Source organism: Sinomonas sp. B1-1 (assembly GCF_050474465.1).
GTDB classification, from domain to species: Bacteria; Actinomycetota; Actinomycetes; order Actinomycetales; family Micrococcaceae; genus Sinomonas; species Sinomonas flava.
Map to the genome: position 1 here is coordinate 67500 of NZ_JBCHVF010000005.1, position 25250 is coordinate 92749.

Here is a 25250-nt window from a genome sequence, read left to right on the forward strand (position 1 = left end):
TCCGCGGCCCCGCCGCGCCACTCGCTACGATGAGGGAAGGCGCCCGCTCACCGTTGAACAGATGCGCCCACGTGAGCCGAAGGGGATCCGGATGACGACGGCAAAGGCCCGGCGAGAAGAGATCTACCGCCTCGCCACCACGGCCGGGCTGACCTCTGTCGAGGAGCTCTCGCAGCGCTTCAACGTCACGGCCTCCACCATCCGCAGGGACCTCGCGCTCCTGCACGACGAGGGCAAGCTGGCCAGGACCTACGGCGGCGCGCTCGCGATCGGCGCGCACCCCGAAGCGTCCCTCCGGCAGCGGATCGGCGAGGCGTTCGAGGAGAAGCAGGCCATCGCGCAGTGGGCCGCGGGGCAGGTCCAGGGTGGCGAGTCGATCCTGCTCGACGGCGGGTCGACCGTCGGCGCCCTTGCCCACGCTCTGCGGGACCGCAGCGGCCTCACCGTCACCACACCAGCCGTGAACACCGTCCAGGAACTCGCCGACTCTCCCGGCATCCACGTCGACTGCCTCGGGGGGCGGCTGCGCAGCGTCAGCCAGACCTTCGTTGGTCCGCTCGCCGAGGCGGCCCTCGAGCGCATGACCTTCGACAGGGTCTTCCTGGGTGCCGACGCCGTCACCGCCGACGACGGGATCTGCGAAGCCGACCAGGCCCAGACCCGGCTCAAGGAACTCATGGCCCGCCGGGGCGCCGCCGTCTACGTCCTCGCCGACTCCAGCAAGCTCGGCCAGCGCCCCTTCCACGCCTGGGTGCGCCTGCCGCTGCCCTGGACGCTGGTCACCGACGACGGCGCCGACCCCCACCAGATCACGCTCTTCCGGGAGGCGGGCATCGACGTGGAAGTAGTCAGCGGCCACAAGGTTCAGGAAGCCGAGCGCAGCCGGGCAAGCTGACTTCAAGCGTTCGACGGCGCCCGGCCACCGCGACGTGTCCCCTTCGGCCGGTTGCCGGGCGCCCGCCTCGGGGTGAAAATCACCCCATGGGCGCAGACCCGACCCGGCGCGAGGAGGCCTTGCGACAGGCCGCACTGGGCCATCTGTCCGCCGCCGTCGCCATGCTGCGCCCGCTGGCCGAGGCCTCGGGCGACCCGGAGGATCGTCTGCTGATCGGCAGGCTGGCCCTGGTCCTGACGGACGACCGCGAGACGCGAGACCAGCTCGAGCGGGCCTACCGTGAGTTCCGCGAACGGGGCCTGCCGCGTCGCGCGGCTCTGGCGGCGACGTGGCTCGCCGTGCACCTCGACCTGCTCGACGAGCGCATCGCGGCCCGTGCCTGGTTGGACCGGGCGAGGCGCCTGCTCGAGCCGGAGGGGCGCTGCGTCGAGCAGGGCTACGTGCTGGTCGCGCTCTTCGGCATCGCCGTTGCGAGTGCCGACGCACTTCAGGAGAACGCGCGGGCCGCGCTCGCCGTCGCCCGCGAGTTCCGCGATCCGAACCTCGAGTGCAAGGCGCTGGCGGACTGGGGTCTGGCGCTCGTGTCGCGGGGGCAGATCGCCGAGGGGATGGCCCACCTCGACGAGGCTCTGGCCATGATCACCGCCGGTGAGACCCGCGATCCTGCCGTGATCAGCCAGGCGGTCTGCGGGATGATCAACGCCTGCGACCGGTCGGGGGACCTGGCCCGGGCGGAGACGTGGCTGCGGTTCGTCGAGGAGCGCACACCTGCCGAGGGCCAGGGGGCGTCGATCCACACCTTCGCGCAGTGCTGGCGCGCCCTCGGCTCGGTGCTCTCGGAGGCCGGCCAGTGGACCGAGGCCGAGACCCTGCTGCGCCTGGCGCTGGCCCGCGGGGACCGGTCGTACCATTTCGCGAGACTCGCCACGCGGGCCGCCTTCGCGGAGCTGCGGATCCGCCAGGGCCGGTTCGAGGAAGCCGCGCGGCTCATCGACGAGGGCAGCGACCGCGTCGAGGTCCTCGGCCCGCGGGCGCGCCTCCACCTCGCCCAGGGGCGCAGCGACCTTGCCGCCGCGGTCGCCCGGCAGGCGCTCCGCCAGCTCGACGGCGATCGCCTGCGCGCCGCACCGCTGCTCCTCGTCCTCGTCGACGCCGAGCTCGCCGCCGGGAACATCGAGGCGGCGGGCGAGGCGGCCGAGGAGCTCGCCCGGATGGCCGAGCTCACGGCTGTGTCGACCGTCGCCGCCCAAGCAGCCCTCGCCGTCGGGCGTACCGCGGCCGCGCGTGGCGACCCGGCCGCGGCCGCAGAGCGATTCGCGGCGGGTCTGGCCGTGATGCACGACGGCGCCGCCCTCCTCCGCGCGGCGCTCCACCTCGCGCTCGCCCGCGCCCAGGCTGGGAGCAGGCCCGCCGACGCCGCTGTCAACGCCCAGACGGCGTTCGCAGTCTACGAGCGGCTCGGGGCCCCCGAGGCCGCCTCAGCGTCGGAGCTGCTGCGCGAGCTGGGCCGGCCGGCGTCGCCCGCCCCGCGACCATCAGCGCCGCTCGCCGCGCTGACCCACCGGGAGCGCGAGGTCTTGGACCTGCTCCCCCGCGGGCTGACGAACCCGGACATCGCCCAGCGCCTCCACATCACGCCGAGGACAGCCGAGCACCACGTAAGCAGCATCCTGTCGAAGCTGGGCCTGCGCAACCGGAGTGAGGCCGCAGCCTTCGCCGCGAGCTTCCGTCTCGCCGGGGAATCCCCCGCGGGAAGATAGGTCAGTTCCCCGATGCGGCGGGCGCCTCACTGCGCACACAATGGGTGGCATCCCAAGGAGGACCCCATGCCAGGAGCACGCAAGGACACCACGCCCATCACCCTCGAGAGCCCGGCCTATACCGGCCGCCTGGCCAAGCTGGGCGAGTACACGGTCGCCTTCGAGAGCATCACCCGGGACGGCGACTCCTCGCCGTTCTTCAAGGGCCTGCCGGACGACCGCTGCCCCTGCCCCCACTGGGGGGTGGTGCTGGAAGGCCGCCTGACGTTCCACTATGCCGACCACGACGAAACCTTCGAGGCGGGGGACGCCTACTACGCGCCGCCCGGTCACCTCCCGGAGTGCCCGGCGGGCACCGAGCTCATCACCTTCAGCCCCACCGACCAGATCGAAGAGGTCAACGCGATGCTCGCCGCCAATAGCGCCCGGCTGGCGGCGGGGCGCTGACTCGAAGCGAGGTGCACGGCGGTGAGGACACGACGGCGGGAACGCACCCGCCGTCGTGCGCCCCGACCTAGTCGGCGGACAGCTGATGGGTCTCCACGTGCGTGACGAGCGGGTCCGGCGCCCCCTGCGTGACATGACTCCCCCGTTCGACCGCGAACCCGTTCCGCACCCAGTACTCGTACCCGCCGATCATCTCGCGGACGTCGAAGCCCTCGAGCAGCAGCCGTTGTGCGGTGTGGGTGGCACCGTTGCAGCCGGGTCCCCATCCGTAGACGACGAGCGTCCGGTCATCAGGCAGCCACCCCAACGGGGCATCCAGGGCGTCCTTGGGCAGGTGGAGGGCGCCGGCCGCGTGGCCCTGATCCCACGACGACTGCCGCCGGGTGTCGACGATGACGGCCGTGCCATCGGCTTGTGCCTCAGCGGCCGCGACCACATCGATCTCGTACGCCAGCTTGGCTTCGAGGAACGCCAGCACGTCGGCCCGGGAGGCCACAGCTACCGTCCCGCCGAGACAGCCCGATCGGCTGTCCCGAGGAGCGCCGCGAGCGCAGGCAGCTGGGACGGGTCCTCGAGGGCCGATCCGACGGCGACCACACGTGCACCCGCACGGAGGAAGTCGCCCGCGTTCGATGCACTCATACCGCCCGTCGTGACGAACTTCGCCTGCGGGAAGGGGCCCTTCATGGCCTTGATCCACTCGGTGCCGAGCACCGACGCAGGAAAGGCCTTGAGCCAGGTCAGACCCTCCTTGAGCGCAAGCTGCACCTCGCTCGGGGTCGAGACGCCCGGCAGCGCCGGCAGGCCGGCGTCGGAGGAGGCCCGCACCATCTCGAGGTCGAACCCGGGGCTCACCGTGAAGGCGGCGCCGGCGTCGACGGCCTGCTGCACGTGCTCGACCGTCACCACGGTGCCGGCTCCGACGATTTTTCCCCGCTCGCGCGCGGCCGCCGCGACGACGCGGAGCGCCTCGATGTCGTCGGGCGTCTGGATGGGGAGTTCGACGACGTCGATGCCGAGGTCCCACGCCGTTGCGGAGACCGCGAGGCTCCTCTCGGCCCCCATGCCGCGGAGGATCGCCATGAGGGGCGCCGCGCCGAAGATCTCGTCGAACTGCGAGTTGTCGATCATGGGTGAATCGGTCCTTTCAATCGGTGAGCTGCGTGAGCAGTGCGGACGGGGCGCCTGCCGCATCGGCGACGAAGTCGCTCGTCGACAGCAGCACGAGTCGCGCGCGTTGGTGCCCGGCGCGGAGCCGGTCCCGCGCAGCCTCGCCCCGGAGCCGGGCCGCGAGGTAGCCGGCGGCGAACGCGTCACCCGCGCCCACCGGTTCCACGACCTCGGTGGCGATGGCCGGCTCGAACACGCGCACGTCCGCGGTGGACTCGGTGGCCCCGACGTTTCCGTCCTTGACCACGAGCGTCCCGGGGCCGGGCAGCAGCTCCCGCACGTCGTCGGGCGTCGCGCACCCCCACAGGGCCTGCGCCTCATCGAGGCCCACGAAGACGACGTCGGCCCGGTCGGCCAGCTCGCGCAGGACGGGTGCGGCCGCGCCGTCGGGCCAGAGGGAGGGCCGGTAGTTGACGTCGAAGCTCAGCCTCGCCCTGCTGGCAGCCACGCGCTCGATCGCGGCGTCGACCAGCGCCGCGCAGGTCGCGGACAGCGCGGGGGTGATGCCCGAGAGGTGCACCACCTCGGCGTCCTCAAGCGGAACGCCCGCGAGGGTCGCAGGGCTCATCCGGGACGCCGCCGAGCCCCGGCGGTAGTACAGGACGCCCTGCCCGGGGTCCTTGAAGTAGACCCCCGTGGGAGCGGCGGGGTCGAACGCGACCCACCGCGTGTCGACGCCGCGCCCGCGCACCGATGCCAGGATCCGGCGGCCGAGGACGTCGTCACCGAGGGCGCTCACCCATGCGGACGCGATGCCCAGGTCCGCCACATGGCAAGCGACGTTCGACTCGGCACCGCCCGGGTGGAGCCGCAGATCCTCGGCGGTTGCGAGCGACTCCGCGCCCGCGGAGGTGACCATCATCATCGTCTCGCCGATCGTGATGAGGCGCGGCGCGTTCTCAGGTGTTGGCATGGATTCCCTATCGTCCGGTTTGATCACGTCTGATGCCCCGCCCGGGGGCACGGCCGGGCCCGCCGTCAGCGAGCGAGCCCGCAGCGAGCACCGGCTGGCCGGCCACGATGACGTCATCGATGCCGGCGGCCTCGCCCCGAGGCTGCTCGTAGGTCGCGGTGTCGGTTACGGTCTGGGGGTCGACGACGATGAGGTCGGCGACCCAGCCGACGGCCACCCGCCCGCGGAGGCCCAGCGCGAACCGCTCGGCCGGGAGGCCCGAAAGGTGCCTCACCGCCTCCGGCCAGGACCACGTCTGCGTCTCGCGCACGTACTCGCGGAGGTACCGGGCAAAGGTCCCGCGGGCCCGCGGGTGCGGGTGGGCTCCCACGAAGATGCCGTCCGAGCCGCCCATGTGGGCCGGGCTGGCGAAGATGCTCGCGAGCTCGGAGACAGGGCGCTCGTGCCGCACCGCCATGACCTGGTTGACCTCCAGACGGGACGCTGCCAGCACGTCCAGCGCGAGGTCGATCGCGTCGGTGCCGTGGCGCGCCGCCGCTGCCTCGAGGGTGAGCCCGTGCGCCCACGCGAACTCCGGGGCCGCGATGTGGGCCAGGGTGATCATCGACGGCCACTCCGGCCCGAGGCTCGGGTTGCGCTCCACGCGGGGGAACCAGTCGCGCCGCAGCCGCGCCCGCTCGGCCGGGTCGGCGAGGAGGCGGACGACGTCGTCCACCGGCAGCAGTGACAGGTCCGGCGGAAGGAGCGGCATGCCCAGGAGGCTGCAGCCGCGCGTGTACGGGTACGCGTCGAAGGTCGCATCCTCCCCCGCGTGCTCGAGCACCGCGAGCTGTTCGTGCAGGATCTCCGCCGGCGCGTGGAAGTGCGAGATGTGGACGCGGGCGCCGGAGGCCGCGGCGATGCCCGCGATCTCGTCGATGCCCGCCGCGGAGTTCGCCTCGTACCCGCCGCGCATGTGGGTGACGTAGACGCCGCCGGCTTCGGCGACGGGCGCGCACAGCGCGGAGATCTCGCTCGCGTCGGCGAAGATGCCCGGCACGTAGTCGAGGCCTGTGGACAGGCCGACCGCCCCTGCCCGCATGCCCTCGTCGACGAGCGCGGCCATCGCCTTGCGCTGGGCCTCGTCTGCCGGGGCGGTCGAGCGTCCGCACACTTCCCAGCGCACCGTGCCGGCCGGGACGAGGTAGGCGGCGTTGAGCCGCGACGTCCCGTCGGCCGCCGCGAGGTACTCGGCCACCCCGCCGCCCGCGTAGCGCGGGTGCGGGCCGTTGATGGCGGCGAAGTACTCGCTCGCGTACGCCCCGCTGCCCGGCGCATAGGAGACGCCGTCCTGCCCCGCGATCACCGTGGTCACGCCCTGCTTGAGCAGGGCCCGCTGCACGTCCTCGTCGGCGAGCAGGCCGTCGGCGTGGGAGTGGGCATCGATGAACCCGGGCAGGACGTAGCGCCCGCCGCACTCGATGGCCTGGTCGTCCGGCCGTGGGGCGATGTCGCCGACCTCGGCGATGGTGTCACCCTCGACGGCGACGTCGGCCTTCCGCATCCCGTCGCCGTCGACGACGGTCCCGCCGCGAAGAACCAGCCGCATCCTGTTGCTCTTTTCGTTGGTCGGTCAGAAGAAGGTCTGGACGAGGTCGACCACGCGGTCGGAGTCCCGCGAGGCCACGACCGGCAGGTAGCGCCACTTGTCGAACGTCGTGCACGGATGCGAGAGGCCCAGCGAGACGACGGAGCCGAGTGCCACGTCCTGCCCGGCCAGCCCGAGGTAGCTGTGCTGGTCGTTCATGGCGAGGACGGTCGCGTCCGCCAGCGGCTCCCACGCGCCGTCCAGGTCGGGTGCGACCTGGCGGGGAATCGGCAGGCCCTCGTCGAACGGGAAGTCCCGCTTCCCGCCGTCGAGCAGCGCGAGGCCCCGCTCGGGATGGGATACCACGCGGGCGACGCCGCGCATCGCCGAGCGCAGCCGGCCCGCCGCTGCCTGGCCCGCGGCTCGCGCGCTCCCCTCGTCGAAGGGCGAGATCTGACGATAGAACCCGTCGTCGTGCGTGATGTAGGCGCCGCTGCGCAGCGTCCACAGGGTACGCGAGTCGCCCGTGCGCGAATCGGCAGCCATCGCGCCCGCGAAGACGTCGGCCACGACGTCGGGGTACGCGCTTCCTCCGGCGGTCACGTAGAGGTCGCCGTCGCCGTCGTACAGCTCTCCCAAGTCGCGGTGGAGCTCGACCTGCCGCTCGACGTAGCCGCGGACGGCGTCGAGGGAGGCGTCCGACCGGTCGTGGGCGAGGGAGCCCTCGTAGCCGGCGACTCCCGCGAGGCGCAGGACGTCGGAAGCGGCAGCCCGCCGCGCGACGTCGTGCGCCTCGGCGAGGGTCCGCGCCCCGGTGCGCCCGCCGGGAGCGCCCAGCTCGACGCAGACGTCGACCGGCCGCGGCGTGCCAACGCTGCGGAGGCCACGCTCCATCGCCTCGATCGTCGCGGACGAGTCGGCCCAGCAGACGAAGCGGAGCGTCGGGTCCGCGAGCTCGGCGGCGAGCCACCGCAGCGACCTCTCGTCGACCACGGAGTTGGCGAGCATGATCGAGTCCAGACCGAAAGCGCGCGCGGTGCGGACCTGTCCCATGGTGGCGAGCGTGATGCCGAGGCTTCCGGCGTCGAGCTGCCGCTGCCAGAGCGCCGGGGCCATGGTGGTCTTGCCGTGCGGCATCAGCTCGAGCCCGCGGGAGGCGCACCACTGGGCCATCACGTCCACGTTGTTCGTGATGAGCGCGTCGTCGAGCGCGACGATCGGCGTCCAGAACTCGGAGAGCCGGGGCTCGCTGGCGAGGAACTCGGCCACGGTCATGCCGACGGCCCGTGCGGGGATGCCCTTGTCGCGCGCCGTGAGCTGACTCTCCCCCAGCTCACCCAGCCGCAGTGTGCCTGCCATTGCTGCCTTCCGCGGATCGCCGGGTGTCAGCGGGCGTCGGGGAGAGCCGCGACGACGTCGATCTCCACGAGGATGTTCGCCAGCTGCGACCCGACCGTGGTGCGCACGGGGTAGGGCTCGGTGAAGAACTCCTTGTAGGCCTCGTTGAACTCGGCGAAGTCGGCCAGGTCGGCGAGGTGCACGGTGGTCTTGACGCAGTCGTCCAGGGTGAGCTCGCGTTCGGCGAGGACGGCCTGGATGTTGCGCAGCACCTGTCGGGTCTGCTCGCCCACGGAGTCGGCGACGGCTCCGGTGGCGGGATCCTGCGGCCCGAAGCCTGCGGTGTAGACGAACCCGTTCGCCTCGACGGCCTGGCTGTAGGGGCCGGCCGGCTGCGGGGCGTTGGTGGTGTGGAAGGCGGTCTTGGTGCTGACGTTCATGGGTTTCTTTTCCTATCTGTATGAGGGCTGGAGGGACGACGGCGCGCGAGGTGCCCGCGCGCCGTCGTGCGTTCAGTTGGCGTTCAGCTCGTGCAGCCGGCCGGCGTTCTCGACGTCGGGGCGGAACGATGCGTAGGCGGTGGCGATGACGCCGATGAGGGCGATCACCGCGACGTAGATGACCACGGGCCAGACGCTGTGGAAGGCCGCTGAGAGCGCGGTGGCGATGAGCGGGGCGAACCCGCCGCCGATGGTGTTCGAGATCTGGTAGCCGATGTTGACGCCGGTGGTGCGCGCCTCGACGTCGAACATCTCGACCAGCATCGTCTGGAGGGTGCCCTGCATGGCCACACCCGGGATGACGAAGCCGACGACCATGCCCAGCCAGATCAGCACAGCGGTCTCGGTGCTGAAGAGCGCGAAGGTCGGGTAGATCAGCAGGGCGAAGGCGATGCAGGCCCCGATGTAGACCTTGCGGCGCCCGATCCGGTCCGAGAGGCTCCCCCACATCGGCGCGACGAAGATCTGCAGGACGCCCACGATCATCGTCCCGATGAACCCGACCTGGGCCTGGGTGCCCTTGGACACCATGTAGGCGAGGCCGAAGGTCAGCACGACGTAGCCCGCGATGCTCTGCGGCAGGCCGATGAGGATGCCGAGGATCGCGTTCTTCGGGTGGCGGAAGACCTCGCGGAGCGGGGACTTGCGGGCGGTCGGGGCGGCGTCGCGGTTCGCGGCGAGCTCCTTGAACTCATCGGACTCGTCCAGCTTGGAGCGGAGCACGATCGCGATAATCGCGAGGACCAGGGCGATGAGGAATGGGATGCGCCAGCCCCACTCCATGAAGAACGACTTGGGTCCGGCGCCGAAGGCGGCCATGAGGCCGGCCGAGGCGACGTTGGCGATGCCTGCGCCGCTGATCAGCAGCGCGCCGTACAGGCCGCGCTTCCCGGCCGGAGCGTGCTCGACGACGAGCGCGGCCGCGCCGCCCATCTCGCCGCCCACGAAGAGGCCCTGCAGCATCCGGAAGAAGAGCAGGAGGATCGGTGCGGCGATCCCGATGGTACCGGCCGACGGGATCAGGCCGATCGCCGCCGTCGAGATTCCCATGCCGATAACCGTGATCATCAGCGTGGTCTTGCGGCCCATCCGGTCGCCGATGTGGCCGAAGACCAGGCCGCCGATCGGGCGGAGCAGGAAGCCGACGGCGAAGCTCGCGAATGAGGAGAGCGTGCCGACCACGGGGTCATCGCCCGGGAAGAAGACCGCGGGGAACACGGTGGCCGAGGCCAGCCCGTAGAGGTAGTAGTCGAAGTACTCCATGAGCGTGCCGATGGCCCCGCCCGCGACCGTGCGACGTCGCTTCGCGGAGATCGATCGCCACCCAGATTGCTGAACTTGGTGTGTCTGTGCCACAAGAGCCTCCTTGCCCCGACCCGACTTGCACAGGCTTAGTGCCCCGGGGCGTTGATGGGTGGTAGGCGGTCGAGGATGTCGCGGGCGTCGGTGTCGATGGCTGGGGCGGCGGTGATGGTCTGTTTGCCGATGCGGATGTCCACGGTGCGCAGGGGCCTGAGGGTTCGGACGAGTTTCTTGATCGTGACGCCTGTGGTGTCCTGGAGGTGGCGGGCGATGGCGAGGGCGGCGAAGACGACGGTGAGGTGGGCCTCGATGGCCTCGCGCTGGTGGTGGAAGACAGGCCGGGCCTTCAGGTCGGACTTGGTCATGCGGAAGGACGCCTCGACCTGCCAGAGGTCGTGGTAGGCGCCGACTACCGCGTTCCCGGTCATCTTCTCGGTGCTTAGGCTGGTCACGTAGCCCTTGAGACCTGCGAGCTGGCGGGCGCGGTCGATGGTGGCCTGGTCCAGGGCCTTCTCGGCCCCGGTGACCTTCAGGAACCGCGCCTTCTTCAAGGGAGTGGTGCCGGCGGCGATTCGTTCGGCCTTCTCGATCATGAGGTTGATGGTGCGCCGGTCGCGCTTGGCCCGCTTGAAGGAGTACTGGTAGACGATCCGCCGTTCCCGGGCGTCCTTGCCGGTGCCCATGGTGCGGCGGGTCTCGAGGATCTGGCCGTCCTCGAACCAGTCCCCGTGGGCCTGGAAGTGCTCGGCGAGGTCGTAGGGGGCCTTGGTGAGGCGGGAGCCGACGATGAACGAGAATCCGGCGTCCTCGAGGGCGTTCAGGTTGCCCGCGGAGAGCATGCCGGCGTCGGCGACCACGACCATGTCCGTGACCCCGTGGCGTTCCTGGAACGCCTTCAGCACCGGCACCAGAGTGGTGGTCTCGGCCTTGCGCCCGTCGAAGAGGTGCACCTCCAGCGGGAAGCCGCCCGGGTCCACGAGGAGCCCGACCTGGACCTGCGGGTCCACCCGGTGCTCCTTGCTCATCCCGACCCGCCGGAGCTCGTCCTCGTCCTCGTTCTCGAAGTGGAGCGTGGTCACGTCATACATGACCATCGCCGCGGCACCGGTGGCGCGGACCGAGTGGGCCAGACACGCCTTGGCGAGGGCGTCGCGGTAGTCCCGGCCCTGGCAGCGCTTCAGCGCCGCGGACAGGGTGTTCCGGTGCGGGGCCACGATGCCGAGGTCCTCGAGGATGCCGATCGTGGCCAGCTTCGAGGCCGGCTCGACGAGCCGCGCCAGCACCATCGCCTTGAACGCCGCGTCCCCGAGGGCGTCGAACCCGAGCCCGGAGTAGGCATCGGAGAGGACCTCCCAGAGGACTTCGCAGCGGGTCCCTGCCACCACCGCCGGGCCGAGCGACGGCGCCGGCCCCGCGCCCTCATCCGCGGTCAGGCCGAGGTCGAAGGCCTGCTGACCCGCATTGAGGCGGTCCTGGGCGGCCTGCACAAGCGCGGCGAGATCGGCCTCGCTGTGCGCGGAGCCGAGGTGCTCGAGGATCCGCCGGACGCCGGAGCGTTTCTCCACGATCTGCACGGCGGTGGCCCCGGAGCCCGTCTTCACCTTCCGGATGTATGGAGACACCCCAGCAGGCTACAGATTAGTGCCCCATTCACGCCGCCGACCCCTCCCTGACCTGCGGAAACATTCCAAGGAGCCGTTCACCTGTGCAAGTCGGGAGATTCCCATGCCGATAACCGTGATCATCAGCGTGGTCTTGCGGCCCATCCGGTCGCCGATGTGGCCGAAGACCAGGCCGCCGATCGGGCGGAGCAGGAAGCCGACGGCGAAGCTCGCGAATGAGGAGAGCGTGCCGACCACGGGGTCATCGCCCGGGAAGAAGACCGCGGGGAACACGGTGGCCGAGGCCAGCCCGTAGAGGTAGTAGTCGAAGTACTCCATGAGCGTGCCGATGGCCCCGCCCGCGACCGTGCGACGTCGCTTCGCGGAGATCGATCGCCACCCAGATTGCTGAACTTGGTGTGTCTGTGCCACAAGAGCCTCCTTGCCCCGATGCCTGCAGATGTGGTGAGTGCGGGCGACGAGTCGTTCCGCCCTTCCTTTTCGAAGCTAGCACCCGCTTGAACAGTCTGTCTACGGCTAATACAATTTGTCTATGCCGATCGTCGGCGCGTAGTACTGACCCATGAGCGAGGTAGACATGACCCTGACTTCGGCGCAGCCCGCGGCGGACCACCCGCTCGCCCACATGGGGACGTACGAGTCCGTGGCCGACATCCTCGCGGTGTTCCGCCCGGCCATGCACGCGATGGCCGCCGCGGTCGGGCCCGGCTGCGAGGTGGTGCTGCACGACCTCTCGGCCCCCGACGTGGACCTCGGCCACACCATCGCAGCGATCGAGAACGGGCACGTCACCGGACGCGAGGTGGGCGGCCCGTCGTCGAGCCTCGGCGCCGGCGTGCTCCACAACCAGGGCGCGGACCACAACGCGTTCGGTTACCGGGGGTTCACGGCCGACGGCCGCGAGCTCCGCTGCTCCTCGGTGTACTTCCGCAACTCAGCTGGGCGCATCATCGCCGCCCTCTGCATCAACTTCGACATCAGCACGATCCAGCGCCTGCAGTCCCTGCTCCAGGGCCTCCTGCCCACGGCCGCATCGGACTCCCCCGAGCAGCCGAACGAGTTCTTCGGCCGCGACCTCGTGGCGGTGATGGACGCGATGGTCACCGAGGCCATCCGCGAGGTCGGAAAGTCCGTGGACCAGATGAGCCGCGACGACCGCATCGCGATCCTCACCAAGCTCGACCAGCAGGGCGTGCTGCAGATGCGCAAGGGGATCGATCGCATTGCGGCGCGGCTAGGAATCTCGCGGGTTACTGCTTACTCGTACCTTGATGAGGCGCGGAACCAGGCCGCGGACGAGTGACAGCCCCGCAGCTGTCGTGCGCCGTGTCCTTGCGCCGGAGTGTCCTCGTCAGCTTTCCGCTTGAGGCCTCGCATCCTGATCCAAGCACCACGTCCTGGATGACCTCGCTATGGCGGAGGAACCCGGGCTTGAACGATGGATTGAATCGGGCGTAGCGGTCCGGATCTCGCCGTCTCAGGCCAGCTGCGGTCAGGCCCTCCTTCTGAGTTGGCTCACGCTGCTCCCGGCAGCGGCCGTGTCCAATGCTCCCGGCTGCAACAGCGCAGCCGGGCTCCGCACTTTCCGCGACGGAGGCTACTGGCGCAGCGCCGTGGAGTACCGGGCCAGTCATCGCCGAGGACTGCCCTGGCCGCGCTTCGCTCTCTTCCGATGGGGTCTACCGGTCCATTCGTTGTTCCTCTATTAGGTTTAGATACCGGAGGTACTCCTTGTCGACGCGTGAGGGGATTGCGACGAGCGTTCCTTCCTCCATTCGGTACGTCCGATCCGAATCGCCGCGAAATGACAGCCAGTTGAAGCTAGTGCTCACCCAAACATCGTCGAAGATTAGGATCTTTGCGTGGGTATTCTTGACACGCACAAAGGTGAATTTATCGAAGCGCAACGACAGGTTCTTCAGCCGGTCAATTATGTACCCGTCCGAGCCCCTATCATCTTCACCATATCCATGGGCTATCGTGACCTCGACGCCTAAACGAAGGCGATGTTCCAGACTTGCCATGAAGTCAGTATTCACAACCGCCTTTTTGATCCAAGGCGCAATAATCAGAAGTCTGCGTCGCGCCGTCGCTAGTGCCTCAGCCAGAAGGTCCGCGTGCTCGAACACGCTCACGCTGCGCACCGGCGACCCGCCGGCACCAGTGGCGAATGGATCATCCTTCCCCGCGGTCTGATCGCTATCAACCGACTTAGCGGCCGTTCGCTGGGCCTCCAACTCCTCATCTAGGAGCGGTCGCTGCTCCGACACGCCAAGTGACAATCCAAGTCGCCCGACAGCCCCGATACTATCGAGCGCCAATCCATGCCCCGTAGCCAAATCGTCGTCAATACAGATAGCAAGCTCAAGCTCCTGCCGATTCTGATCGGCGTAAACGAGCATCTGCACCGGAAGATATCGATGCTTCTTCACTGCGACCTTATGGACGCGAAGGATCTGCAATCGGTCAGCCTTAAGCAAAGCATTAAAGCCGTGCGGCGTGACATCATCCAGACCTATTCTGGCATTCTTAGCGGCAGGAAGAATCGTCATGCCGCGGTTCTCAGCTTCCTTCTTTTCGATAAGCTCGCTCTCTTTGTAGTCCTTTAGCGACCAAGTTAGACGATCAAACGAAACTGGGAGTGGCTTGAGTACGGGCTGAGTCGCTGCAAGGTTCCGGACTACTTCGGTACCCAGCCGAGTCAGGGCGAGTCGACCACCACTTTCGCGGCGACGGAGGTGGTTCTCGGTGATCTGGGCCGCCGCTGCTTCAAGTACGTGCACAGGCTCGAGACCAAGGAAAGCCGCGATCTCCTCGACGGTGTCTACGCCCAGTTCCACAAAACGCAGAGTAAAGGCTTCGGTAATAGGAAGGTCTTTTTTCTCCTGGGCGAGCACATCGGCTCGCAACACCGTCACTGGCACTGCTGCATCTTCAACAGCAATCAACTGAAGACCCGGGCGCGCATCTCCGAACCGGCGCTGGAAAATCTGAAATTGTCTAGTCACGATCAGCTGGCCTCACTGCACAATCAGTTGGGTTCTGTTCGATGTACTCCAAGACTGCTCTCAACGAACCGCCCGTACCGCGGATGAAGTCAGCGTCGCCAACTATGGTCAGTCCGTATCGCGCGCGTGACAGCGCGACATTAATCCGCCGCCAGTAGTCAGCGCCCAGAAATCCTAATTTGCCTTGCGGATTGCTCCGCGTCAGGGAGAATATCGCGAGATCAGCTTCCCTCCCTTGCACGGCGTCAACGGATAAAATTGTCGTATCCAGTCGACGGAAACTCTTCGGAGCAAGGCGCCGTCTCAACTCCTCGACTTGACTCTTGTACGGAGCGATGACCAGTACCTCAAGGCGCTTCCCTTCTGGGGCCTTGATGATCTCAAAGTCGACAGCGCGGTCTATAGTTTCCAGATGTGACACAAGCAGGCGCGCCTCAGCGCGGTTCGCAAAGCTGATTGTCCCACTCTCTCGTCGGCGATCGCCGAGAGGCCCAGTATCGATCCAGGTAACTGCCGGTCCAACCACCTTGTCATAGCCTGGAAGCCCATCCGTGCGCGGCGATCGCAGCAATCCGTCGTAGAAGCAGTTCGAGATGAGATCGCCGATCGGGCGAATCATCCGATACTGCTCTTGGAGCATGAGCTGCGAGTGCTCCGGCAGGTGGTTAACAAAGCGTTGGAACAGAGTCTCGGTGACGTCGTCCCTTCGCAGTCCATGCTCTTCGAGTACCGCAGTGGCGCGGAACAAGTCTTCATCAGTTGGCGGGAGCTGACGAGTATCGCCTACCAAGATCCAACGCTTGGACCGGGACATGGGCACCAACGCCTCGGTGAGTGTCGCCTTCGATGCCTCATCCACGATACAGAGATCGAACTCAAGCTGTCCGACCGCTTTATTGCGAAGGAAACCGATACAAGTGCCCGCTATCACGGATGTGCCCGACAAGAAAATCGGGGTGAGACTATCTTCCGCTCCTATAGCCTCCAGCCAGCCCGCCTGGAGCTCGAGACGCTTCAGCAGTTCGCGTGCCGGCGCGCTCGTGCCCAACAGAAGATCGACCGCGCTCCGGGCCTCTCTGCTGCTGATCTCGGATGGAATTGTGAGATCTCCCGCAAGGTGCGCTTGGGCGGTGGCTGAGAGTTCCGTGCGCCGACCGTTCAGCTGGTCGAGCCGCTCTTGGAAGCGTTCCCTAGGATTCTCACCCTCAATGGCGGTCGTGAGATCCGAGTCGGCAAACGATCCAGCCGCCACGAGGTCGTCCACATGGCGCTCGACCAACTCGATCTCTCGCGTAACTGCGACGAGCTGCTCGAGGGTGAGGGCGGCACGTAGGTGATCAGCGTCGATACCGAGCCGCTTAGCCCACATCGAAAGGTTACGGTCGGCCCGGGACCTCACCTCCTCAGCCCACCGGCGGATCTGAGTATCCAAAAGGAGTTCCCTCACCCCCGGCTGTACGACCGACTCATCTGGCCCCGCAAGACGGACCAATCCGCCGATGCCAACGGCGTGCAGACGCTCAACAGCGTTATCCACCGCGACGTTCGTTTGGGATGCTATAAGCACCCTCGCATCCGGTTGACGCTTGAGTAGCTGCACCACCGTCTCAGTGATGAACCTAGTCTTACCGGTACCTGGCGGTCCCTGAATGACGAGAGCGTCCTGAGCGCCAAGAGCGAGGTTAACCGCACGCTGCTTAATCGGGTCGAGGTCACTTCCCCACTCGGTTACCTCGACGGCAAGCGGCTTCGCGTTAGAGGCGGGATCAAGGAGTACGCTGCGAAGATCTTGACTGGGAGTTGTCCCGCTTCTCACGGAGAGTACGGCGCTCCGTTGACGGTTAAGAGAGATCGCCGAAGGCTGGTCGTACGGCACAAGACTCGCTGTCGGAGGAAGTCCAGCCAATGCGCGTTTCGAAAGAAGCGTAATCCGATCGGCGTCCTGATCGATGACTTCGCCGTGCCCAAATCTGCGACCGGAATGCTGATCGATCACCTCCCAGTCGGTTCCGACAATGTCAGTTTCGTGCTCCTCGCTCAGTGTAAATAGTGTTCGACGCCCATCAGCCTGCACCTTCTTGTAGCGGAGCGGCCCATGCTCGCCACGAGAAAGGTCCTCCCGGGCGTCCAACACTCGCAACCAGAGGTCGAAGAGTTCCTCCCCATCTTCATCGCTTCGCCCGTCGTCCAGATAGTCGCGCCGCGCATAATAATCGTCAATCAACTCTATCAGCGCATAGCGTGCGCGCTCGACTGGCGCCAATTTTATCGGCTGATGAACTATCCAGCTAAAGATCGAGGGGAGGGCTACTCCGTGGTTACGGCCACCCTCAAGCTTCTCGAACTCAAGCGCAGGGGCCGCAGTCACTATGAATCGCGCCGCCTTTTCGTCAGGCTTCAGTGTATAACGATGTTCGTTACCCACCAGAAGTACGACAGATGGATCTCGCCTCCCAGTCTCCCAATTCATCCCATACGAGGCGAAGACCTCCCCAGATAGGTCTTGCTGGATCTTGGCAAGTGCTCGCGTCTTGTCGACAGGCTCACCCGCCAACTGCTGCTGGGCCTTCCGTGTAAGGTCGAGCCAAAGTGGATGCCGAGGCTGCTCACGTAGCGCGGTTCGCTGTACTGCAAGACTCTTGAATTCAGAAGCGAGCTCGCTTCCGTTTGCTGGTCGCTCAGTCGGCTCCGGATTAACGCAAGCCGCAAGCAGATCCCTAATCCTTACCGGAACATCCACTGATTCCAACGCAAGCTTTACATCGGGGAAGTCACGAATGGTGGTTTCACTGAGACACTGAAGCAAAACCACCCCAACGCTGTAGACGTCGCGCACATACGGGATGGCAGCATCGAGTTCCGGAGGCGCATACGCTCCGGAACGAAATCGCTGAACAGTGAAATCACTGTGCTGATCATCGCCGCGAAGCTTCGCGATCCCGAAATCGGCTAACAGAGGTTCGCCGGAATCAGCGATCAGAATGTTTGCTGGCTTGATATCTCGATGCTCGAGCAGGTTGAGGTGCGCATACGCCAGCCCTTCCACAAGAGGACGACCAATTGATTCGTAGAGTTCATCCCAACCATTCCATGGGCGCTCCTTCAGAAGGTCAACCAAGCTTCGCTCAACCCAATCAAGAACCAGAAAATAGCTGCCTGTCTCATCGACTCCGGCATCGCGAAAACGGACAATGTTTGGATGACTCAGACTCCGCAGGGCGCGCGTTTCCCGATCAAATACTTTACGAGTCAATATGTCTGAGGAGCTAACAACGAACTTGACCGCAACGGAGGTTCCGTCGCGCGTATCGATCCCCTTACGCACTGTAGAAAGCCCTCCGCTGCGCTTCTCGTTGTCAAGCAGCACGAAGTACTTTCCGATTACATCCGCCATAAGCCCCCCTCTTTGTACCGGCCCTGCGCCTAGATTCAGCACAGTGGCAGCATTCAGCACGCTACAACGAAGGCCGTACATAGGGTAGCCCGAATCCGAAGAGCCACATCGACTGGTCGACCTCACTGATGGAAGCGGCGAAGAGCTACGATCACTTCCACTCAGTGGAAGGTGACCGACCGCACTACCCGGTGATCAGGACCACACTTGATCCAGACGCACAGGCTCGGCCCCCAGCCGCGCCGGAGGCCACGAGATCAAGGAGTGCTGATGTCACTGGAGACTCAGGGAACGGGCTGTCCCTTCGGATTCGGCGCCGAAGCCGGCACCGACACGGGCTCCCCCGCCGCCGCTTCAACCAACGCCGCCACCGCCCCCGCGGCGACCCACAACGCCACCCACCACGGCTACGAGCCGTTCCAGATGAAGAACCCCTTCCCGGCGTACGCGGCCCTCCGCACCGAGGAGCCGGTCATGTACGACGAGCGGATCGATATGTTCGTCGTCACCCGCTACGACGACATCAAGGCCGTCTTCGAGGACTGGGAGACCTTCTCCTCCGAGAACGCCCAGGCGCCTGTCCGGAAGCGCGGCCCGCAGGCCACCCAGATCATGAACGAGGGCGGCTTCACCGCCTACTCGGGCCTCTCGGCCCGCATCCCCCCGGAGCACACCCGCATCCGCGGCATCGTCCAGAAGGCCTTCACCCCTCGCCGGTTCAAGGTCCTCGAGCCGTTCATCCGCCAGAACGTCGCAGACCGCCTCGACGCGATGATCGCCCGCGGCCAGGACGCCGGCACCCACCACGGCGAGATCGTCAAGGACCTCGCCTACGAGGTCCCCACCATCACCATCCTCACCCTCCTCGGCGAGGACCTCGCCAAGCTGGACGACTACAAGCGCTGGTCCGACTCCCGCGCCGCGATGACCTGGGGCGACCTCACCGACGAGGAGCAGATCCCCCACGCGCACAACCTCGTCGAGTACTGGCAGGCCTGCCTCGCCCTCGTCACCAAGGCCCACGCCGAGGGCGGCGACAACCTCATCGCGGACCTCGTCACCGCCCAGAAGGACGGCGCCGAGATCTCCGACCACGAGATCGCCTCCGTGGCCTACAGCCTCCTCTTCGCCGGCCACGAGACCACCACCACGCTCATCTCCAACGCCCTCCGCCTCCTCGCCGCGGACCCCGCCGTCTGGGCCCAGCTCGTCAAGGACCCCAAGAAGATCCCCGGCGCCATCGACGAGGTCCTGCGCTACTCCGGCTCGATCGTCGCCTGGCGCCGCAAGGCAACGAAGGACGCCGAAATCGGCGGCGTGAAGATCCCCGAGGGCTCCGGCGTCCTGCTCGTCATGGGCTCCGCCAACCGCGACGAGTCCAAGTTCGAAGACCCCGAGACCTTCGACATCACCCGTCCCAACGCCCGTGAGCACCTCTCGTTCGGCTTCGGCATCCACTACTGCCTCGGCAACATGCTCGCCAAGCTCCAGGCCAAGATCGCCCTCGAGGAGGCCACGGCGAAGCTCCCGCACCTCCACGTCGATGACCCGGAGAGCATCGAATTCCGCGAGAACCTCTCGTTCCGCGTCCCCGTGTCCGTTCCCGTCTCGTGGGAGGCCTGAGACCCATGACCCAGCAGTTCACCGACACCCAGTACATCCAGTTCTTCGACGGCGGCACCGAGCCGACGCTGGCGAACCTCGGCGGCAAGGGCGCCTCCCTCGTCACGATGACGTCCGCGGGCATGCCCGTCCCCCCGGGCTTCGTCGTCACCACCGCCCAGTTCGACGCGTTCATGCACGAGGCCGGCATCACCGACCACATCCACGCGCTCCTGGCCGGGCTCAACCCGGACGACGTCGCCGAGGTCGACGCCGTCTCCGCCGCCATCCGCGCGGACATCGAGTCCCGCCCGGTCCCCACCGAGGCCCGCGCCCAGACCGTCGCGGCCTACGACGCCCTCATGTCCCGCTTCGACGCCCCCGTCCCGGTCGCGGTCCGCTCGAGCGCGACGGCGGAGGACCTCCCCGACGCGAGCTTCGCGGGCCAGCAGGACACGTACCTCTGGCTCGAGGGCTTCGGCGCGGTCGGCGAGCACATCCGCAAGTGCTGGGCCTCCCTCTACACCTCCCGCGCCATCATCTACCGCCTCAAGAACAACATCCCCAACGAGGGCCTCTCGATGGCGGTCGTGGTGCAGAAGATGGTCAACGCGAAGGCCTCCGGCGTCGCCATGACCCTCGACCCCACCAACGGCGACCGCTCCAAGATCACCATCGACGCCTCCTACGGCGTCGGCGAGATGGTCGTCTCCGGCCAGGTCACCCCGGACAACATCGTCCTGGACAAGGTCACGCTCACCCTGATCAACGAGCACCTCGGCGACAAGCACGCCGAGCTCATCCCCGACCCGGCCGCGCGCCGCCTCGTCGAGCGCGAGGTCGACGCCGACCGCCGCGCCCGCCGCTGCCTCACCGACGCGGAGCTCACCGCGGTCGCCACGCTCGCAAAGCGCGCGGAGAAGCACTACAAGACCCCGCAGGACATCGAGTGGGCCCTCGACGCCGACCTCCCCGACGGCGAGAACCTCCTCCTGCTCCAGGCCCGCCCCGAGACGGTCCACTCGAACAAGCCCGCCACGGCACCCCAGCCCGTGGTGAGCACGACGACGCAACCCGGCCCCGCGGCGTCGTCCGGCGGGTTCAGCTGGGGCTCCATCAAGCTCACCGCCTAACCCACCCCGTATCCGCAGCACCCCCACAGAAGACAGGACACACCAATGTCGATGAAGTCCTTCCCGAAGCCGTCCGAGCTGCCGGTCCCCGCCGGAGCCGAGGGCTGGGAGAAGCTGTACCCCTACTACCTCGTGTTCCAGGACAAGCTCAAGGAGCAGGAGGACGCCAAGTTCTGGTTCTGCGACTCCCAGCACTGGCCCACGGTCTTCAAGCCGTTCGAGACGATCGGCGGCGAGTTCGCGGTCAAGTGCCTGGGCCAGTACAACGCCCGCCACCTCATGATCCCCAACGCGAACGGGATCGAGTTCCGAATCCACCTCGGCTACCTCTACATGAGCCCCATCCCCGTCCCCGAGGACCAGATCGCCGCGCGCGTGCCGGACTTCGAGGAGCGCGTGGGCTACTACTTCCAGAACTGGCCGCGCCTGCTCGAGCAGTGGCACACCAAGGTCAAGGGCACCATCGACGAGATGGAGAAGATCACCTTCGCCAAGCCCCCGGCCATCGTCCCGATCGAGGACATCCACTCGGGCAAGGCCATGGACGGCTCCGAGGTCCTCATGGACAACTACGACCGCCTCATCCAGCTCGCCTACCAGAACTGGCAGTACCACTTCGAGTTCCTGAACCTCGGGTACATCGCCTACCTGGACTTCTTCAACTTCTGCAAGCAGGTCTTCCCGAACATCCCGGACCAGTCGATCGCCACCATGGTCCAGGGCGTCGACATGGAGCTCTTCCGCCCCGACGACGAGCTCAAGGGCCTCGCCGCCCTCGCCGTCGAGCTCGGCATCCAGTCCGCCTTCGAGAACGCGGACGACGCCGACGCCACCCTGGCCGCGATCCGCGCCTCCGAGGGCGGCGAGCACTGGATCAAGCGGTGGGAGGAGGCCCACGAGCCGTGGTTCAACTTCACCGTGGGCAACGGCTTCTACGGCCACGACAAGTACTGGAACGAGCACCCCGAGATCCCGCTCAACTACATCAAGGACTACATCGCCCGCCTGGACGCCGGGCAGGAGATCCTCCGCCCGGTCGAGGCGCTCGTCGCCGAGAAGGAGCGGATCGTCGAGGAGTACCGCGAGCTCCTCGACGGCGACAACCTGGCCGCCTTCGACGCCAAGCGCGGCCTGGCCGCCCAGTGCTACCCGTACGTGGAGAACCACAACTTCTACATCGAGCACTGGACCATGGGCGTGTTCTGGCGCAAGATCCGCGAGCTCTCCCGCCTCTTCCACGCCGAGGGCTTCTGGACCCAGCCCGACGACCTCCTCTACCTGGGCCGCAACGAGGTCCGCGACGCGATCTTCGACCTCGTGACCTGGTGGGGCGTCGGCGCCGCGCAGCCGATCGGCCCGAGCTACTGGCCCGAGGAGATCGAGCGCCGCCGCGCCATCGTCGACGCGCTCAAGACCGCCCGCCCGGCCCCCGCGCTCAACACCCCGCCGGCTTCCATCACCGAGCCCTTCACCCGCATGCTCTGGGGCATCACCACCGAGCAGGTGCAGCAGTGGCTGGGCGAAGGCGAAGCGGTCGACGGCGGCGGCCTCCGCGGCATGGCGGCCTCGCCCGGCGTCGTGGAAGGGCCTGCGCGCGTCATCATGGACGCCGACCACCTCTCCGAGGTCCAGCAGGGCGACATCCTCGTCGCACCCGTCACGGCGCCGTCCTGGGGACCGATCTTCGGCAAGATCGCCGCGACCGTCACCGACATCGGCGGCATGATGAGCCACGCGGCCATCGTGTGCCGCGAGTACGGGCTCCCGGCCGTCACCGGCACCGGCTCGGCCTCGACGACGATCGTCACCGGGCAGCGGCTGCGCGTCGACGGGACGAAGGGCATCGTGGAGATCCTGGACGGCCCCGCGGTGTCCGGGCCGGGCGCGCACAGCCACTCGCACGACGAGCACGGCCACGGCGAGGCCGCGCAGGAGCCGGCGCATGTCTGAGCAGGCCAGCGCTGCTTCTCCTGGCGGCCGGCAGGCTCCCCGGCTCGCGCTCATCACGGGCGCGGCCGGGGGCCTGGGCCGGGCCTTCGCCCTCGGCTTCGCCTCCCGCGGCTACCGCGTCGCCGTGGCGGACGTGAACGCAGCCGGGGCCGAGGAGACGGCGCAGCTCGTCCGCGAGGCCGGCGCCCAGGCCACGGCCCTGAAGGTCGACGTCACGGACGTCGCGTCCACCGAGGCGATGGCCGCGGAAGCCGCCGAGTTCGGCGGAGGCCGCATCGACGTCGTCGTGAACAACGCCGCCATCTACGCGACGGTGACCCGCAGCCCGTTCGAGGAGATCGACCCGGCCGAGTGGGACCTCGTGATGGGAGTGAACCTCAAGGGCCCGTGGCTCGTGACCCGCGCGGCCAGCCCCTACCTGGGCGAGGGCGGGCGCGTCATCAACCTCTCGAGCGCCACGATCTACTCCGGCTCCGAGCAGTGGGCACACTACGTCGCCTCGAAGGGCGGGGTCGTGGCCCTGACCCGGGTCCTGGCCAAGGAGCTCGGCAAGCGCGGCGTCACCGTCAACGCGATCGCCCCCGGGTTCACCCTCACCGAGGCCAGCTACGGGCTCATGGAGAACGCCGCCACGTACGGCGTGGACCGCGGTGCCATCAAGCGGGCCAGCCAGCCCGAGGACATCGTGGGCGCCGCGCTCTTCCTCGCGAGCCCCGACTCCTCCTACATGACCGGCCAGACCCTCGTGGTCGACGGCGGCCGGCAATTCATATAGACCCACCCACCCGCCCTAGACCCCCAGAACCTGACCCCCAGAATCTGACCCCTAAACGTCGTCAGCACCCACCAGGAGCAGCAGACATGACCACCACCGTCCACTACACCGACGCGGAGGGCACCGTCCGGGACATCGAGGGACGCCCCGGCGACTCCGTCATGGAGACCGCCGTGCGCAACGGCGTGCCGGGGATCGTCGCCGAGTGCGGCGGATCGCTCTCCTGCGCCACGTGCCACGTGTTTGTCCGCGAGGACTGCCTCTCCGAGCTCCCGCCCATGGAGCCCATGGAGGACGAGATGCTCTACGGCACCGCCGTGGACCGCGAGGAGAACTCCCGCCTCTCCTGCCAGCTCAAGCTCACCGAGGGGATGGACCTGTACGTGACCACCCCGGAAACGCAGGTGTGAGATGGCTGCCGACACCCCCGGCCAGGAGCCCACAGGCCTGCTGATCATCGGCGCGAGCCAGTCCGGCGTCCAGCTGGCCATCTCGCTCCGCGCCCTCGGCTTCGAGGAGCCCATCACGCTCCTCGGCGAGGAAAACCACCGCCCCTACCAGCGCCCGGCCCTCTCCAAAGAGTGGCTCCAGGGCGAGGTGGGCAACGAGTCGCTCATCTTCCGCTCGGCCGAGTACTGGGACGAGCACAATGTGACCCTGGTCAAGGACCAGCGGATCGTGGAGGTCCGCAAGGAACCTGATGGCTCCGGCATCGCGGTCGCGGAGTCCGGGGCGGAGTTCCCGTTCAAGCGCCTCGCCCTCACCGTGGGCGCCCGGGCGCGGAAGATCGCCGTCGACGGCGCCGACCTCACCGGCGTCGTCTACCTCCGCAACGCCGACGACGCCCTGGCGCTCAAGGCCATGGTCGGCGACGCGACCGACGTCGTGGTGGTGGGCGGCGGGTTCATCGGCCTCGAGGCGGCGTCGAGCCTGAAGAAGATGGGCAAGAACGTGGTGCTGCTCGAGCACGGGCCGCGGCTCGTGGGCCGGGCCGTGGGCGAGGAGACCGCGCAGTTCTTCCTCGACGCGCACCGCTCGCGCGGGCTGGACATCCGCCTCGACGCCCGCATCTCCCGCTTCGTGCCGGGCGCGACGGGCGACGGCGGGAAGGCCGTCGCCGGCGTCGAGCTCGCTGGTGCCGGGGGTGCCGGCGAGGTGATCCCGGCGCAGATCGTGCTGGTGGGGATCGGCGTCATCCCGAACACGGAGCTGGCCGAGCAGATGGGCCTGGCCGTGGACAACGGGATCGTCGTGGACGAGCACGCGCTCGCCTCCGACGGCACGACCGTTGCCGTGGGCGACTGCGCCAACATGCCCAACCCGGTCCCGGGCTCCCCAGCCGGTGAGCGCATCCGGCTCGAGAGCGTCAACAATGCGATCGAGCACGCGAAGGTCGCGGCGTACTCGCTCGTGGGCCGCCGCGAGGACTACGCGGGCATCCCGTGGTTCTGGTCGAACCAGGCGGACCTCAAGCTGCAGATCGCCGGGCTCTCGATGGGCTACGACCAGACCGTGGTCCGGCGCGACGACGAACGCGGCAAGTTCTCCGTCCTGTACTACCGCGCCAGCCGGATCATCGCCGCCGACTGCGTCAACGCCCCGCTGGACTTCATGGCCGTCAAGAATGCCCTCGCCAAGGGCCAGAACATCCCGGCCGACGCCGTCGCTGCCGCCGGCGCCGAGGCGGACATGACCGTCCAGCTCAAAACCCTGGCCGCGTAGGCCGCCGGCGGGCCACGCTCGCACGATCGGTGCGCAGCCGCACGATCGGTGCGGACCAGCACCGATCGTGCGGGCGGGCACCGATCGTACGGGCCGGCAACCCCCGGCCGGCCCGGCGGCGTCCCGCATCCGGGCCGGCGACCCGCCCCACC

21 protein-coding genes are annotated in these 25250 nt (G+C 67.8%); 10 read left to right on the forward strand and 11 right to left on the reverse strand.

Going from position 1 to position 25250, the window contains the following annotated elements:
• The first annotated feature begins 91 nt into the window (after window positions 1-91).
• From ACQ5BE_RS09925 to ACQ5BE_RS09935, 3 genes are all read left to right on the forward strand, one after another.
• A complete protein-coding gene (locus tag ACQ5BE_RS09925; protein ID WP_430296871.1) occupies window positions 92-895 on the forward strand; it encodes a DeoR/GlpR family DNA-binding transcription regulator in 804 nt (267 codons plus the stop codon).
• Between the two features lie 86 nt (window positions 896-981).
• On the forward strand, window positions 982-2655 hold the full coding sequence (locus ACQ5BE_RS09930) for a LuxR C-terminal-related transcriptional regulator (protein WP_430296872.1): 1674 nt from the start codon (window positions 982-984) through the stop codon (window positions 2653-2655).
• Window positions 2656-2721: 66 nt separating this feature from the next.
• Complete coding sequence (locus tag ACQ5BE_RS09935; RefSeq protein ID WP_430296873.1) at window positions 2722-3102, forward strand: hypothetical protein; 381 nt, start codon at window positions 2722-2724, stop codon at window positions 3100-3102.
• A gap of 67 nt (window positions 3103-3169) precedes the next feature.
• Here ACQ5BE_RS09935 and ACQ5BE_RS09940 read toward each other — a convergent pair whose 3' ends face one another.
• From ACQ5BE_RS09940 to ACQ5BE_RS09980, 9 genes are all read right to left on the reverse strand, one after another.
• Window positions 3170-3598: a rhodanese-like domain-containing protein gene (locus tag ACQ5BE_RS09940; protein ID WP_430296874.1), complete on the reverse strand. Its 429-nt coding sequence runs from the start codon at window positions 3596-3598 to the stop codon at window positions 3170-3172.
• Between the two features lie 2 nt (window positions 3599-3600).
• Window positions 3601-4233 carry a bifunctional 4-hydroxy-2-oxoglutarate aldolase/2-dehydro-3-deoxy-phosphogluconate aldolase gene (locus ACQ5BE_RS09945; protein ID WP_430296875.1) on the reverse strand — a complete coding sequence of 211 codons (633 nt, stop codon included), beginning with the start codon at window positions 4231-4233 and terminating at the stop codon, window positions 3601-3603.
• Between the two features lie 16 nt (window positions 4234-4249).
• Window positions 4250-5185, reverse strand: a complete 936-nt coding sequence (locus tag ACQ5BE_RS09950; RefSeq protein ID WP_430296876.1) for a sugar kinase — start codon at window positions 5183-5185, stop codon at window positions 4250-4252.
• 7 nt (window positions 5186-5192) lie between these two features.
• Window positions 5193-6773, reverse strand: a complete 1581-nt coding sequence (locus tag ACQ5BE_RS09955; RefSeq protein WP_430296877.1) for an N-acyl-D-amino-acid deacylase family protein — start codon at window positions 6771-6773, stop codon at window positions 5193-5195.
• 24 nt (window positions 6774-6797) lie between these two features.
• Complete coding sequence (locus tag ACQ5BE_RS09960) at window positions 6798-8111, reverse strand: alanine racemase (protein WP_430296878.1); 1314 nt, start codon at window positions 8109-8111, stop codon at window positions 6798-6800.
• 26 nt (window positions 8112-8137) lie between these two features.
• Complete coding sequence (locus tag ACQ5BE_RS09965; protein ID WP_430296879.1) at window positions 8138-8530, reverse strand: RidA family protein; 393 nt, start codon at window positions 8528-8530, stop codon at window positions 8138-8140.
• Window positions 8531-8602: 72 nt separating this feature from the next.
• Window positions 8603-9946, reverse strand: a complete 1344-nt coding sequence (locus tag ACQ5BE_RS09970) for an MFS transporter (RefSeq protein WP_430296880.1) — start codon at window positions 9944-9946, stop codon at window positions 8603-8605.
• A gap of 35 nt (window positions 9947-9981) precedes the next feature.
• Window positions 9982-11514 carry an IS1634 family transposase gene (locus ACQ5BE_RS09975; protein WP_430296881.1) on the reverse strand — a complete coding sequence of 511 codons (1533 nt, stop codon included), beginning with the start codon at window positions 11512-11514 and terminating at the stop codon, window positions 9982-9984.
• Between the two features lie 9 nt (window positions 11515-11523).
• The gene (locus ACQ5BE_RS09980; RefSeq protein WP_430296882.1) at window positions 11524-11925 is read right to left on the reverse strand and encodes an MFS transporter; all 402 of its coding nucleotides are present in this window, start codon (window positions 11923-11925) and stop codon (window positions 11524-11526) included.
• 151 nt (window positions 11926-12076) lie between these two features.
• On the opposite strand from ACQ5BE_RS09980, the gene ACQ5BE_RS09985 reads away from it, so the two are divergent.
• Window positions 12077-12817, forward strand: a complete 741-nt coding sequence (locus tag ACQ5BE_RS09985; RefSeq protein WP_430296883.1) for a helix-turn-helix transcriptional regulator — start codon at window positions 12077-12079, stop codon at window positions 12815-12817.
• Between the two features lie 376 nt (window positions 12818-13193).
• On the opposite strand, the gene ACQ5BE_RS09990 is transcribed toward ACQ5BE_RS09985, so the two are convergent.
• Window positions 13194-14522 carry a hypothetical protein gene (locus tag ACQ5BE_RS09990; RefSeq protein ID WP_430296884.1) on the reverse strand — a complete coding sequence of 443 codons (1329 nt, stop codon included), beginning with the start codon at window positions 14520-14522 and terminating at the stop codon, window positions 13194-13196.
• On the reverse strand, window positions 14515-17916 hold the full coding sequence (locus ACQ5BE_RS09995; protein ID WP_430296885.1) for an AAA domain-containing protein: 3402 nt from the start codon (window positions 17914-17916) through the stop codon (window positions 14515-14517). Before ACQ5BE_RS09995 ends, ACQ5BE_RS09990 begins: the two co-directional genes overlap by 8 nt.
• Before the next feature lie 270 nt (window positions 17917-18186).
• Here ACQ5BE_RS09995 and ACQ5BE_RS10000 point away from each other — a divergent pair, with 270 nt between their 5' ends.
• The 6 genes from ACQ5BE_RS10000 to ACQ5BE_RS10025 all read left to right on the forward strand — a co-directional run bounded on the left by ACQ5BE_RS10000 (window position 18187) and on the right by ACQ5BE_RS10025 (window position 25098).
• Complete coding sequence (locus ACQ5BE_RS10000; protein ID WP_430296886.1) at window positions 18187-19539, forward strand: cytochrome P450; 1353 nt, start codon at window positions 18187-18189, stop codon at window positions 19537-19539.
• A gap of 5 nt (window positions 19540-19544) precedes the next feature.
• A complete protein-coding gene (locus tag ACQ5BE_RS10005; protein ID WP_430296887.1) occupies window positions 19545-20651 on the forward strand; it encodes a PEP/pyruvate-binding domain-containing protein in 1107 nt (368 codons plus the stop codon).
• Window positions 20652-20696: 45 nt separating this feature from the next.
• Window positions 20697-22601 carry a PEP-utilizing enzyme gene (locus tag ACQ5BE_RS10010; RefSeq protein WP_430296888.1) on the forward strand — a complete coding sequence of 635 codons (1905 nt, stop codon included), beginning with the start codon at window positions 20697-20699 and terminating at the stop codon, window positions 22599-22601.
• Window positions 22594-23376 carry an SDR family NAD(P)-dependent oxidoreductase gene (locus ACQ5BE_RS10015; protein ID WP_430296889.1) on the forward strand — a complete coding sequence of 261 codons (783 nt, stop codon included), beginning with the start codon at window positions 22594-22596 and terminating at the stop codon, window positions 23374-23376. Before ACQ5BE_RS10010 ends, ACQ5BE_RS10015 begins: the two co-directional genes overlap by 8 nt.
• A gap of 86 nt (window positions 23377-23462) precedes the next feature.
• A complete protein-coding gene (locus ACQ5BE_RS10020) occupies window positions 23463-23786 on the forward strand; it encodes a 2Fe-2S iron-sulfur cluster-binding protein (protein WP_189694476.1) in 324 nt (107 codons plus the stop codon).
• 1 nt (window position 23787) lies between these two features.
• Entirely contained in the window at window positions 23788-25098 is a 1311-nt protein-coding gene (locus ACQ5BE_RS10025; protein ID WP_430296890.1) for an NAD(P)/FAD-dependent oxidoreductase, read from the forward strand.
• Window positions 25099-25250 lie beyond the last annotated feature (152 nt).

Excerpts from the sequence above, each read along its gene's own strand:
- ACQ5BE_RS09925 (WP_430296871.1), top strand. The coding sequence starts at position 92 with ATGACGACGGCAAAGGCCCGGCGAGAAGAGATCTACCGCCTCGCCACC.
- ACQ5BE_RS09930 (WP_430296872.1), top strand. The coding sequence starts at position 982 with ATGGGCGCAGACCCGACCCGGCGCGAGGAGGCCTTGCGACAGGCCGCA.
- ACQ5BE_RS09935 (WP_430296873.1), top strand. The coding sequence starts at position 2,722 with ATGCCAGGAGCACGCAAGGACACCACGCCCATCACCCTCGAGAGCCCG.
- ACQ5BE_RS09945 (WP_430296875.1), bottom strand. The coding sequence starts at position 4,233 with ATGATCGACAACTCGCAGTTCGACGAGATCTTCGGCGCGGCGCCCCTC.
- ACQ5BE_RS09950 (WP_430296876.1), bottom strand. The coding sequence starts at position 5,185 with ATGCCAACACCTGAGAACGCGCCGCGCCTCATCACGATCGGCGAGACG.
- ACQ5BE_RS09955 (WP_430296877.1), bottom strand. The coding sequence starts at position 6,773 with ATGCGGCTGGTTCTTCGCGGCGGGACCGTCGTCGACGGCGACGGGATG.
- ACQ5BE_RS09960 (WP_430296878.1), bottom strand. The coding sequence starts at position 8,111 with ATGGCAGGCACACTGCGGCTGGGTGAGCTGGGGGAGAGTCAGCTCACG.
- ACQ5BE_RS09965 (WP_430296879.1), bottom strand. The coding sequence starts at position 8,530 with ATGAACGTCAGCACCAAGACCGCCTTCCACACCACCAACGCCCCGCAG.
- ACQ5BE_RS09985 (WP_430296883.1), top strand. The coding sequence starts at position 12,077 with ATGAGCGAGGTAGACATGACCCTGACTTCGGCGCAGCCCGCGGCGGAC.
- ACQ5BE_RS09995 (WP_430296885.1), bottom strand. The coding sequence starts at position 17,916 with ATGGCGGATGTAATCGGAAAGTACTTCGTGCTGCTTGACAACGAGAAG.
- ACQ5BE_RS10000 (WP_430296886.1), top strand. The coding sequence starts at position 18,187 with ATGTCACTGGAGACTCAGGGAACGGGCTGTCCCTTCGGATTCGGCGCC.
- ACQ5BE_RS10005 (WP_430296887.1), top strand. The coding sequence starts at position 19,545 with ATGACCCAGCAGTTCACCGACACCCAGTACATCCAGTTCTTCGACGGC.
- ACQ5BE_RS10010 (WP_430296888.1), top strand. The coding sequence starts at position 20,697 with ATGTCGATGAAGTCCTTCCCGAAGCCGTCCGAGCTGCCGGTCCCCGCC.
- ACQ5BE_RS10015 (WP_430296889.1), top strand. The coding sequence starts at position 22,594 with ATGTCTGAGCAGGCCAGCGCTGCTTCTCCTGGCGGCCGGCAGGCTCCC.
- ACQ5BE_RS10020 (WP_189694476.1), top strand. The coding sequence starts at position 23,463 with ATGACCACCACCGTCCACTACACCGACGCGGAGGGCACCGTCCGGGAC.
- ACQ5BE_RS10025 (WP_430296890.1), top strand. The coding sequence starts at position 23,788 with ATGGCTGCCGACACCCCCGGCCAGGAGCCCACAGGCCTGCTGATCATC.